Annotated in this window: 2 protein-coding genes (1 of these 2 running past the window's edge); both read left to right on the top strand. The window is 70.7% G+C overall.

Annotated elements, in window-relative coordinates; all coding sequences use genetic code 11:
* The first annotated feature begins 49 nt into the window (after positions 1-49).
* On the top strand, positions 50-4,666 hold the full coding sequence (locus tag NM961_RS02660) for a type I polyketide synthase (protein ID WP_255910977.1): 4,617 nt from the start codon (positions 50-52) through the stop codon (positions 4,664-4,666).
* Positions 4,666-13,522, top strand: the 5' portion of a protein-coding gene (locus tag NM961_RS02655) for a hybrid non-ribosomal peptide synthetase/type I polyketide synthase (protein WP_255910975.1). It continues 2,315 nt past the right edge of the window; the window shows 8,857 of its 11,172 coding nt (coding positions 1-8,857); it begins with the start codon at positions 4,666-4,668; its stop codon lies beyond the right edge, outside the window. Before NM961_RS02660 ends, NM961_RS02655 begins: the two co-directional genes overlap by 1 nt.

Here is a 13,522-nt window from a genome sequence, read left to right as displayed (position 1 = left end):
CCGAACCCCACGCAGCGCGCCGCGCTGACCACGAATTCACGAGTCGAGCATGAACAACGCGAAGGAACACGAAAACGAACTCGCCATCGTCGGCATGGCCTGCCGCTATCCGGACGCGGTGGACAGCGCCGGCTACTGGCGCAATATCGCCGGCGGCATGTGTTCGATTCGCCGCCTGTCGGAACAGGAATTGCTCGACGCCGGCGTCAGCGCCGACAGCGCGCGCGACCCGGCCTACGTGCCCATGGTCAGCCGCGTCGCCGACGCCGACCGTTTCGACGCTGCCTATTTCGGCGTCGCGCCGAACGAAGCCATGTACATGGATCCGCAGCGCCGCCTGCTGCTGACCTGCGCGCAGGAAGTGCTGGAGCACGCCGGCTATGCCGACGGCGCCACGCGCGAGGAGATCGTCGGCGTCTATGTCGGCGCCTCCAACAGCACCTATCCGTTTTCCAGCCTGCTGGCGCAGATGAACCAGCTCGCCGGCAAGGACAAGCCGCTGGGCGACGCGGTCGACATGGCCGCGCTGCTGGCCAACGGCAAGGATTTCCTCAGCACCTATCTTTCCTACCGCCTCAACCTCACCGGCCCCAGCGTCAACATCAACACGGCCTGCTCGACTTCGCTGGTCGCGGTGCACCAGGCCTGCCGCGGGCTGCTGGCATACGACTGCGACCTGGCCATTGCCGGCGGCTCGGCGATATTCCCGTACAACCACGGCTACCGGCACCAGGAAGGCGGCATCCTGTCCGCCGACGGCCACTGCTACGCCTTCGATGCGCGCGCCAACGGCACGCTCTTCGGCGACGGCGTCGGCCTGGTGCTGCTCAAGCGCCTGGCCGACGCGATCGCCGACGGCGACACCATCCATGCCGTGATCAAGGGCAGCGCGATCAACAACGACGGCAGCGACAAGATGAATTTCGCCGCGCCCAGCGTGACCGGCCAGATGGACGTGATCGCCGAGGCCCTGGTCTGCGCGGATGTTTCCGCCGATACGATTTCCTATGTGGAAGCCCACGGCACCGGCACCGCGCTGGGCGACCCGGTCGAGATCGATGCGCTGAGCCAGGTGTTCCGCACCTATACGCGCCGCAGGCAGTTCTGCGCGATCACCTCGGTCAAGCCGAACATAGGCCACCTGGACGCCGCCGCCGGCATAGCCGGCCTGATCAAGACGGTGGAGGCGCTCAAGCACCGCCAGCTGCCGCCGAGCATCAACTACGCGAACGCGAACCCGCAGATCGACTTCGCGGCGAGCCCGTTCTACGTCAACACGCAGCTGCGCGAGTGGCCGCGGGGCGAGACGCCGCGGCGTGCCGGGGTGAGTTCGTTCGGCATCGGCGGCACGAATGCGCACGTGGTGCTGGAGGAAGCGCCGGAGAGCCCGGTGCAGGCGACGCAGCGGCCGGTGCACCTGCTGCTGCTGTCGGCGAAGACGCCGACGGCGCTGGAGGCGGCGGGTGCGCGCCTGTTGCAGCATCTGCAGGGCGAAGGCGCGACGCAGACGCTGGCAGATATCGCCTACACCTTGCAGGTGGGCCGCACGCGCCACGCGCAGCGGCGTGCGCTGGTGGCCGATTCGGTGCAGGACGCCATCGCGCAGCTGCAGCAGGACGGCGGCCAGGCGGTCGCGGCCGAGGCATCGGAGGCGGGCGTGTCGCTGGTGCTGCTGTTCCCGGGCCAGGGGTCGCAGTACCTGGACATGGGCAAGGGGCTGTACGAAAGCGAAGCGGAGTTCCGCCGCCAGTTCGACCGCTGTGCGGAGCTGCTGCAGCCGTTGCTGGGGCTGGACCTGCGTGCGGCGGTGTATCCGCCGGCGGGGGCGGACCGTGCTGCGGCGGCGCAGGCGCTGAACCAGACGCGCCTGGCGCAGCCGGCGCTGTTCGCCCTGGAATACAGCCTGGCGCAGTGCCTGCTGAGCTACGGCCTCGAGCCTGAGGCGATGATCGGTCACAGCCTGGGCGAATACGTGGCGGCCTGCGTGGCGGGCGTGTTCACGCTGGAGGAAGGGCTGCACCTGGTGGCCCGGCGTGCGCAGCTGATGCAGGCGATGGCGCCGGGCGCGATGCTGTCGGCCGACTGCGACGAAGCGACGCTGGGTTCGCTGATCGCCGGCACGCCGTGCAGCCTCGCGGCGGTGAACGGCGCGCGGTCGGTGGTGGCTTCGGGTCCGCTGCAGGCGATCGAGCAACTGGCCACGACGCTGACGGCACAGGGCATCACGCACCGGCCGCTGGCGACCTCGCATGCGTTCCACTCGGCGATGATGGAACCGCTGCTGGCGGAATACCGCAGCGTGCTGCACCAGGTGCGCTGGCAGGCGCCGCAGCGGGCGTACGTGTCGAACCTGAGCGGCCGCTTCATCGAGGCGGCGCAGGCGACCGACGTGGAGTACTGGCTGCGCCACCTGCGCGAATGCGTGCGCTTTGCCGACGGCGCGCAGACGTTGCTGGCGCAGCCGGCGGCCGGCCGGCGCGTGCTGCTGGAAGCCGGCCCTGGCCTGGCCCTGGGCAGCCTGCTGCGCAAGCAGCCGGCGGCGGCCGGCGCGACGGTAATCGCCAGCCTGCGCCATGCGCAGGATCACGCCGGCGACGACAACCGCCTGTTCGCCAAGGCGCTGGGCCAGCTGTGGCTGGCCGGTGCCACGCTGGACTGGAAGGCCTATCACGCCGGCGAACGCCGCCGCCGCGTGCCGCTGCCGGCTTACCCGTTTGAAGGCCAGCGCTACTGGATCGAGGAAGACCGCAGCGCGCGCGCCGCGGCGGCGCCGTCGCTGGCGCGACGCGAACCCGGCGACTGGTTCCATATGCCGTCCTGGCGCCTGGCGGCGCCGGCCGGACTGCGCCGCAGCGCAGTGCCGACCGCCTGCTGCCTGGTGTTCGCCGACGACGGCGAATTCAACGATGCGCTGCTGGCCGCGCTGGGCGAGCGCGCCGGCCAGGTCGTGCGCGTGCGTTCCGGCCGGGCCTATGCCTGCGGCGCGCACGAGGCGACCATCGACATTGCCGAGCCGGCGCATTACCAGCGCCTGTTCGCCGATCTGCGCCAGGCGGGCCGCACGGTCGACACCGTGGTGCATGCCTTCGCGCTGCAGGCCGCCGACGCGGACGCGCCGTTCATGCCCGCCGCGCTGGAGCGCAGCCTGTACAGCGTGCTGTTCCTGTGTCAGGCGCTCAACGATGCCGCCGCGGCGCAGCCGCTGCGCCTGAGCCTGCTCGGCAGCGGCCTGGCCCGCGTCGCCGAGGACGATGTGATCCGTCCCGAACATGCGGTGCTGAGCGGCGTCTGCCGCGTGATCGCGCAGGAATTCCCCGCCGTCGGCTGCCGCTGCATCGATGTGCGTGTCGCCGCGAGCACCGCCGCGCGCAGCGCCCAGGCCGCGACCGTTGCCGGCGAAGTGCTGGCGCCGGTTGACGAGGTGGTGATCGCCTACCGCGGCAGCCAGCGCTGGTGCCGGCGTTTCGAGGCCGTGGCCCTGGGCGGAGACGATGCCGTGCCCGCGCTGCTGCGCCCGCGCGGGGTCTACCTGATCAGCGGCGGGCTGGGCGGCATGGGCCTGGCCCTGGCCGAACACCTGGCCGCGACGGTGCAGGCGCGGCTGGTGCTGCTGGGCCGCACGCCGCTGCCGCCGCGCAGCGAGTGGGAAGCGCTGCTGGCGCGCGACGATGCAGGCGCGCGGCGCCTGCGCGCGCTGCAGCGGATCGAGGCGCACGGCGGCGAAGTGCTGGCGCTCGCGGCCGATGTGGCCGACGCCGGCCAGCTTGCCGTCGCAGTCGCCGCCGCGCGGCAGCGCTTCGGTTCGATCCACGGGGTGATCCACGCGGCTGGCGTTGCCGGCGGCGGCGTGATCGCGGCCAAGACGCGCGCCTTCGTCGATACGGTGACGCGGCCCAAGATCGCCGGTACGGTCGTACTGGACGCGGCGCTGGCCGGCGAAACGCTGGACTTCTTCGTGCTGTGCTCGTCCATGAACGCGCTGGTCGGCGCCTTCGGCCAGTACGACTACTGCGCCGCCAACGCCTTCCAGGATGCCTACGCCGCCCAGCGCGATGCGCAGGGCGCAACGCGCTACATCAGCCTGAACTGGGACGCCTGGAAGGAAGCTGGCCTCGCCGCCGATACCGACATCCCCGACTACCTGCGCGCCCAGCGCGAGCAGTACCTGCAGTCGGCCATCAGCAACGCCGAAGGCGTGCAGGCCTTCAGCCGCGCGCTGGCGCATCCGCTGGCGCAGTGGCTGATCGCCACGCGCAGCCCCGAAGCCTTGCTGGCGTACCAGCCGCCGGCCGCGCCCGCGGCGCGCGCGGCCGGCCCGGCCCAGGCACGGCCGCAGCTCGCCGCGGCCTATGCCGCACCGCGCACGCCGACGGAAACCGTACTGGCGGAGATCTGGCAGGAACTGCTCGGTCTGGAGCAGGTCGGCATCAATGACAGCTTCTTCGACCTCGGCGGCGATTCGCTGCTGATAACGCGCCTGCTTGCGACCATCCGCAGCCGCATTCCACAGGGCACGCAGGAACTTTCGCTCAAGGCCCTGTTCGAGCATTCCACGGTCGCCGCGCTGGCCGCGCTGATCGTCGAGCGCGAGGACTCGCAGCAGATCGCCGCGGACATGAGCCGCCTGCGCGCCGCCGCGGTGGTCACCGAAGCGGGAGAAATCTGATGCCGATGCGTGCCCTGGTCAAGCAGGCGGTGGACGCCGGCATCCTGCTGCGCGTGGAAGACGGCCGCCTCAAGTTCGAGGCGACGGCGGCGCCGCTGGCGCCCGCACTGCGCGAAGAGCTGCGCCGCCACCGGGACGAACTGGTGGCCTACCTCGGCCGCCTGCAGACGGACGCCGCCGCCGCGGTGCCGCCGCTGCGGCCGCGCGCCGGCGGCGCGGCGCGCGCGCCGCTGTCGTACGCGCAGGAGCGCCTGTGGTTCGTCGACCAGTTCGACGGCTCCTCGGCGCAGTACAACATGCAGGGCGCCTACCGCCTGCACGGCCGGCTGGACCGGGCCGCGCTGCGCCAGGCGCTGGCCGCGCTGGTGCAGCGCCACGAGATCCTGCGCACGCGCCTGATGGAGGAAGGCGGCACGCCCTGGCAGCAGGTGCTGGCCCAGGCCGAGGTGGCGCTGGACGAAATCGACCTGAGCCTGCTGCCCGCCGACGCGCAGGACGCGCGCGTGCGGCAGGCGCTGCGCGAGGACGCGGCGCGGCCGTTCGACCTGGCCGGCGGCAGCCTGCTGCGCGCCAGCCTGTACCGGCTGGACGAGACGCGGCACGTGCTGTGCTTCAACATGCACCACATCGTCTCCGACGGCGGTTCGCTCGCCGTGCTGGTGGCCGAGTTCAGTCATCTTTACGCGGCCTTTTCCCAAGGGCAGGCCGCCCGGCTCGATCCGCTGCCGCTGCAGTACGCCGACTACGCCGTGTGGCAGCGCGACTGGCTGCGCGGCGAGGTATTGGAAAAGCAGCTGCACTTCTGGAAAGACTATCTGGCGGGACTGCCGGTGGTGCATTCGCTGCCGCTGGACAAGCCGCGTCCGGCCCAGGGCAGCTTCAACGGCCGCAGTCATTTCAGCGCGATCGGCGAGGACACCACGGCGGCCGTGCGGCGCCTGTGCCAGCAGCTGGACGTAACCCCGTTCATGCTGCTGCAGACGGCGCTGGCCGTGCTGCTGAGCCGCTACGCGAACGAATCCGACATCGTCATGGGCACGCCCATCGCCGGCCGCGTGCAGCAGGAAACCCAGGGCCTGATCGGCCTGTTCGTCAACACCCTGGTGCTGCGCACCCAGGTCGACCCGGCGGCAACCTTCGAACAAACCCTGCTGGCGAACAAGCGCGCCATCCTCGACGTCTACGACAACCAGCACGTGCCGTTCGAGGCCCTGGTCGAGGAACTGAAGCCGCGCCGCAGCCTGGCCCATGGCCCGCTGTTCCAGATCCTGTTCAATCTGGAAAGCGGCGGCGGCCGCGAGCGCGAACTCCGCTTGCCGGGCCTGCAGCTGGAACCGCTGCTGTGGGACGAGGTGGTGGCCAAGTTCGACCTGGAGATCATCGCCGCCGAGGCGGGCAGCCGCATCCTGATCAACTGGACCTACAACAGCGACCTGTTTCTCGACAGCAGCGTCGCGCGCATGGCCGAGAACTTCGCCGCGCTGCTGGCCGGCGTGGTGGCCGAACCGCAGCGCGCGCTGGGCGGGCTGTGCCTGCTCGCGCCGCGCGAACGCGCACAGATCCTGGCCGACTCGGCCGAGCCGGCGCAGCCGATCAGCCCGTACTGCGCCTTCGAGCTGTTCGAGCAGCAGGCCGCGCTGCAGCCGCAGCGCAGCGCGGTGCGCGACTGCGACGGCGCGCTCAGCTATGCCGAACTGAATGCGCGCGCCAACCGCCTCGCGCAGCAGCTGCGCGCACAGGGCCTGCGGCCGGACGACCTGGTCGCGCTGTGCGTGAGCCGGCGCGCCGAGCTGATGGTTGCGATCCTCGCCATCCACAAGGCCGGCGCGGCCTATGTGCCGCTGGATCCGGACTATCCGGCCGAGCGCATTGCCTACATGCTGGAAGATTCCCGCGCCGCGCTGGTTATCACCGAAGAAGCCCTGCGCGCGCTGCTGCCGCTGGAAGGGCGGCAGGTGATCTGCCTGGATGCGGAGACGACCCGCGCCGCCCTGCAGGCTGGGCCGGCGGAGAACATGTCCGCAGCGCAGATCGGCCTGACCCAGCGCCATCTCTCGCACATCATCTACACCTCCGGCTCCACCGGCCGGCCCAAGGGCGTGGCGATCGAACACCGTTCGGTCACCGCGCTGCTGGACTGGACCCGGCGTACCTACAGCGCGCAGGAACGCAGCCGTGTGCTGCTGTCCACGTCGCTGTGCTTCGACTTGTCGGTGTTCGAGATGTGGAGCCCGCTGATCGACGGCGGCGAGATCCTGGTCGTGCGCAATGTGCTGGACCTGCTGCAGCCCGCGGCGCCGCGTCCCACGCTGATCAACACCGTGCCCAGCGCGCTGAAGGTGCTGCTCGACGACGCGGCCGTGGCTGATTGCGTGGATGTCGTGAACGTCGCTGGTGAGCCGCTGAAGAAGGAACTGGTCAACCGCACCTTCCGCGAGACCCGCGCCCGGCGCATGCTCAATCTCTACGGCCCGTCGGAAGACACCACGTATTCCACCGTGGCTGAGTTCCGCGGCGTACTGGAAGAAGAGCCGGGCATAGGCCGGGCGCTGGACAACACCAGCCTTTACGTAGTGTCGCCCGGCGGCACGCTGTGCCCGCAGGGCGCGGTCGGCGAGCTGTATATCGGCGGCGCCGGCCTGGCGCGCGGCTATCTGCATGCCGATGAGCTGACCCGCACCCGTTTCATCGCCAACCCGTTCCCGGCGACCGCGCCGCGGACCAGCGAGCGGCTCTACCGCACCGGCGACCTGGTACGCCGCCGCGCTGACGGCAGCCTGCAGTTCCTCGGCCGCAACGATCACCAGGTCAAGCTGCACGGCTTCCGCATCGAACTGGGCGAGATCGAACGCCGCCTGGTCGAACTCGGCGTGGCGCGGGAATGCGTGGTGATGGCGCGCGAGGACGGCCCGGCCGGCCTGTGCCTGGCCGCCTATGTCGTCGCCGCCGGCGACGCGGAGGCCGACGGCGATGCGGCCGCGCGCACCGCCGCAGCCAAGGCCGCGCTGCGCCGCGTGCTGCCCGACTACATGGTGCCGGCGCTGTTCGTGTTCCTGCAGGCGCTGCCGCTGACCGCCAATGGCAAGATCGACCGCAAGGCGCTGCCGGCGCCGCAATTCGCCGCCGGCGATGCGGTGGTCGCGCCGCGTACGCCGCTGGAAAGCGATCTGCACGCGATCTGGTCGGCGCTGCTCAAGCGCGAGACCCTGGGTGTCGGCGACGATTTCTTCGATATCGGCGGGCACTCGCTGCTGGCGACGCGGCTGGTCAGCGCGATCCGCCAGCAGCTGGGCCTGGAAGTCGCGCTGCGCGAACTGTTCCAGCATCCGACCATTGCAGCACTGGCCGCCCTGCTGGAACAGCGCCGCACCGCGCCGTTGCTGCAGGGCCTCCAGACCCTGGACCGCAATGCGGTGCTGCCGCTGTCCTACGGCCAGCAGCGCCTGTGGGTGCTGGACCGGCTCGAAGCCGGCAGCGCCCAGTACAACATCGTCAGCGCATTCCGCGCGCATGGCCGGCTGGACCGCGCCGCGCTGCAGGCGGCGGTGGACAGCCTGGTGGAACGGCACGAGATCCTGCGCACGCGCTTCGTCGAACACGACGGCGTCGCGCGGCAGCAGGTGCTCGCCGCGGACGGGCTCGTGCTGCGCGAGTTCGATCTCTCGGCCCTGCACGGCGAGGAACAGGAACAGGCGCTGCGCGTACAGCTGGCTGCCTGTGCCGGCGAGGTGTTCGATCTCGCCGCCGGGCCGCTGATCGCGGTCGCGCTGGTGCGCCTGTCGGCGCAGGAACATGCGTTGCTGTTCAACGTGCACCACATCATCTGCGATGGCTGGTCCATGGGCCTGCTGACGCGCGAATTCGCCGCGCTGTACGCGCAGTACGCCGGCGGCGCCGCCGCCGCGCTGGCGCCGCTGCGTTTCCAGTACGCCGACTACGCCGGCTGGCAGCGCACGCTGCTGCAGGGCGAGACACTGCAGCGCGAGCTGGATTACTGGCGGCAGCGCCTCGCCGGCATTCCGCAGAGCCACAGCCTGCCGCTGGACCAGCCGCGCCCGCCGCGGCAGAGCCATGCCGGCCGCCGCCTCGCACGCGCGCTCGGCGGCGAGCGCAGCCGCCGCCTCGCCGCGGCCTGCCGCCGCCACAGCGTCACGCCGTTCGTATTCCTGCACACGCTGCTGGCGGTGTTCGTCAGCCGCTACAGCAACGCCGGCGACATCGTCATCGGCGCGCCCATCGCCGGGCGCGTGCATGCGGACCTGGAAGCCCTGGTCGGCTTCTTCGTCAATACCCTGGTGCTGCGCACGCAAGTCGATGGCGAGGAACGCTTCGACCAGCTGCTGGCGCGCAACCAGCGCGACATCCTGGATGCCTATGCCCATCAGCAGGTGCCGTTCGAGATGCTGGTGGAGGCGTTGCAGCCGCCGCGCAGCCTCAGCCACAGTCCGCTGTTCCAGATCCTGTTCACGTTCCAGAACACCGAGCAGCAGGCGCTGGGGCTGAAGGATCTGCAGCTGCAGCCCCTGGCCGGCACCGGCGACCGCGTGCGCTTCGACCTGGAAATCGTCGCCGAGCAGGACGACGAAGAACTGCAGCTGGCCTGGCTGTACAACACCGACCTGTTCCGCGCCGCCACCGTCGAGCGCATGGCGGAGAATTTCCTGGTGCTGCTCGACGGCGCGCTGCAGGACGCCGCCCGGCCGGTGTGGCAGTTGCCGCTGCTGGCCGAAGTGGAACGGCAGCAGGCGCTGTACGGTTTCAACCAGACCGCGCGCGACTTCCCCGGCGCGCTGTGCATGCAGCAGCTGTTCGAGGCCCAGGTCGAACGCAGCCCCGACGCGATCGCGCTGCAGTACGAGGCGCACAGCCTGAGCTATCGCGAACTCAACGCGCGCGCCAACCGGCTGGCCCACCACCTGCTTGCGCTGGGCGTGCGCCCGGACCAGCCGGTGGGCCTGTGCCTGGAACGCTCGCTGGAAATGGTGATCGCCATCTACGCGGTGCTCAAGGCCGGCGGCGCCTACCTGCCGGTCGATCCGGACTATCCGGCCGACCGCGTGCGCTACATGCTGCAGGATTCCGCGGTCGGCATCGTGCTGACCCAGTCCTGGCTGCGCGACACCGCCGCCGCCAGCGGCGCGCGCGTGATCTGCCTGGACCAGGCCGATGCGCAGATCGACGCCGCGCCGGCGCACAACCCCGACAGCGCCGCGCTGGGCCTGACCCCGCAGCACCTGGCCTACGTGATCTACACCTCCGGCTCCACCGGTCGGCCCAAGGGCGTGATGGTGCCGCATGGCGCGCTGGTCAACCGCATCGACTGGATGCAGCGCGAATACGCGCTCGGCGCCGACGACCGCGTGCTGCAGAAGACGCCTTTCAGCTTCGACGTGTCGGTGTGGGAATTCACCTGGCCGCTGATCGTCGGCGCCCGCCTGGTCATGGCCAGGCCCAACGGCCACAAGGATCCGCAGTATCTGGAGCGGGTCATCGACGAGTGCGGCATCACCACGCTGCATTTCGTGCCCTCCATGCTGGCGCAGATGCTGGACGTGGCCGACTGGGGCGCACGGCGCAGCCTGCGCAAGGTGTTTTGCAGCGGCGAGGCGCTGGGCAAGAACCTGGTGCAGCAGCATTTCGCCAGCGGCAGCCCGGCGCAGCTGCACAACCTCTACGGCCCCACCGAAGCGGCCATCGACGTCACCTACTGGGACTGCCGCGACAGCCGCGGCGAGCACACCATTCCGATCGGCTATCCGATCCAGAACATCCAGATGCACGTGCTGGACGAACACGGCCAGGTCGTGCCCATCGGCGTGTTCGGCGAGCTGCACATCGGCGGCGTGGGCCTGGCCCGCGGCTATCTCAACAAGCCGGAACTCAGCGCCGAGAAGTTCATCGCCGATCCGTTCGCGGCCGGGCCCGGCGCGCGCCTCTACCGCACCGGCGACCTGGCGCGCTGGACCGATGCCGGCTACCTGGAATTCGCCGGCCGCATCGATCATCAGGTCAAGCTCAACGGCCTGCGCATAGAGCTGGGCGAGATCGAGGCGCAGATCATGGCCTCGGGGCTGGCGAGGGAATGCGTGGTGGTGGCGCGCGGCGCCGGCGCCGACAGTCGCCTGGTTGCCTACGTGGTAGCGGCCGAGGCGGGCAGTACGCCGGCCGCGCCGCTGAGCCAGTTCCTGCAGCGCGAGCTGCCGCTGTTCATGGTGCCGGCGCAGTTCGTGTTCCTGGCCGCGCTGCCGCTCTCGCCCAACGGCAAGATCGACCGCAAGGCCCTGCCCGAGGCGGGCAGCGGTGCTGCGCGCCAGCCTGAATACGTCGCGCCGCGGCATGTGCTGGAACAGCGCCTGTGCGCAATCTGGCAGGAGCTGCTGGGCCTGGAACGTGTCGGCGTACAGGACAATTTCTTCGATGTCGGCGGCACCTCGCTGCGCGCGATACAGCTGCAGAAGCGCATCAGCCAGCAGCTGCAGCGGCCGGTCGCGCTGGTCGACCTGTTCACCTATCCGACCATTGCCGCGCTGGTGCGCTTCCTGCGCGAAGGGCAGGGCGAAGGCGCGGCCGCGGACGATGCGGAATCCGCGCTGCCGGCCGGCGGCGACATCGCGATCATCGGCAGTGCCTGCCGTTTCCCCGATGCGCGCGCGCCGGCGGAATTCTGGCGCAACATTGCCGCGGGCCGTGAATCGCTGCAGTTCTACGGCGAGGAGGAACTGCGCCGTGCCGGCGTGCCGGCGGAACTGCTGGCGCGTCCGGACTATGTGCGCGCCGGCGTGGTGCTGGATGGCCTCAAGGAATTCGACGCGGCCTATTTCGGCTTCACCCCGCGCGAGGCCGAGGTCACCGATCCGCAGCAGCGCCGCCTGCTCGAATGCGCGGCTGAGGCGCTGGATCACGCCGGCTACGGCAACGCGGCCGAAAGCCGCGCGGTCGGCGTATTCGTCGGCGCGGGCGAAAGCCTGTATTTCATCAACCACCTGCTGCCGCAGGTGGACCGTTTCGCCAGCCTCGGCGCCGGCCTGCTGCATGCCAACAGCCGCGATTACGCGGCGACGCGCCTCTCCTACAAGCTGAATCTGTCCGGCCCCAGCGTCAGCGTGAACACGGCCTGTTCCACCGCGCTGGTCGCGCTGCACCAGGCCTGCAACAGCCTGCGCCTGGGCGAGTGCCGCATGGCCCTGGCCGGCGCCGCGGGCATCGCCCAGTTCGAGCCGGCGGGTTATCTGTACCAGGAAGGCGACATCCTCTCGGCGGACGGCCATTGCCGGGCGTTCGACAGCGCCGCCAGCGGCACGCGCCGCGGTCACGGCGCCGGCCTGGTATTGCTCAAGCGGCTGGAACACGCCATTGCCGACGGCGACACCATCCATGCGGTGATCAAGGGTTCGGCGTTGAGCAACGACGCCACCGACAAGGTCGGCTTCACCGCGCCCAGCGTCGGCGGCCAGGCCCGCGCGATCCGCGGCGCGCTGCGCGCCGCGGGTGTGGAGGCGGCCAGCATCGGCTACGTCGAAGCCCACGGCACCGGCACCGTGCTGGGCGACCCCATCGAGCTGCGCGCGCTGCAGCAGGCCTTCGGCGCGCTGCCGACGGGCGGCTGCGCGATCGGCTCGGTCAAGTCCAATCTCGGCCACCTGGACGCCGCCGCCGGCATAGCCGGCCTGATCAAGACGGTGGAGGCGCTCAAGCACCGCCAGCTGCCGCCGAGCATCAACTACGCGAACGCGAACCCGCAGATCGACTTCGCGGCGAGCCCGTTCTACGTCAACACGCAGCTGCGCGAGTGGCCGCGGGGCGAGACGCCGCGGCGCGCCGGGGTGAGCTCGTTCGGCATCGGCGGCACGAATGCGCACGTGGTGCTGGAGGAAGCGCCGGAGAGCCCGGCGCAGGCGACGCAGCGGCCGGTGCACCTGCTGCTGCTGTCGGCGAAGACGCCGACGGCGCTGGAGGCGGCGGGTACGCGCCTGTTGCAGCATCTGCAGGGCGAAGGCGCGACGCAGGCGCTGGCAGATATCGCCTACACCTTGCAGGTGGGCCGCACGCGCCACGCGCAGCGGCGTGCGCTGGTGGCCGATTCGGTGCAGGACGCCATCGCGCAGTTGCAGCAGGACGGCGGCCAGGCGGTCGCGGCCGAGGCATCGGAGGCGGGCGTATCGCTGGTGCTGCTGTTCCCGGGCCAGGGGTCGCAGTACCTGGACATGGGCAAGGGGCTGTACGAAAGCGAAGCGGAGTTCCGCCGCCAGTTCGACCGCTGTGCGGAGCTGCTGCAGCCGTTGCTGGGGCTGGACCTGCGTGCGGCGGTGTATCCGCCGGCGGGGGCGGACCGTGCGGCGGCGGCGCAGGCGCTGAACCAGACGCGCCTGGCGCAGCCGGCGCTGTTCGCCCTGGAATACAGCCTGGCGCAGTGCCTGCTGAGCTACGGCCTCGAGCCCGAGGCGATGATCGGCCACAGCCTGGGCGAATACGTGGCGGCCTGCGTGGCGGGCGTGTTCACGCTGGAGGAAGGGCTGCACCTGGTGGCCCGGCGTGCGCAGCTGATGCAGGCGATGGCGCCGGGCGCGATGCTGTCGGCCGACTGCGACGAAGCGACGCTGGGTTCGCTGATCGCCGGCACGCCGTGCAGCCTCGCGGCGGTGAACGGCGCGCGGTCGGTGGTGGCTTCGGGTCCGCTGCAGGCGATCGAGCAACTGGCCACGACGCTGACGGCACAGGGCATCACGCACCGGCCGCTGGCGACCTCGCATGCGTTCCACTCGGCGATGATGGAACCGCTGCTGGCGGAATACCGCAGCGTGCTGCACCAGGTGCGCTGGCAGGCGCCGCAGCGGGCGTACGTGTCGAACCTGAGCG

It is taken from the genome of Tahibacter harae (genome assembly GCF_024437735.1).
GTDB lineage: Bacteria > Pseudomonadota > Gammaproteobacteria > Xanthomonadales > Rhodanobacteraceae > Tahibacter > Tahibacter harae.
This window is presented reverse-complemented; position numbering and strand designations above follow the sequence as displayed.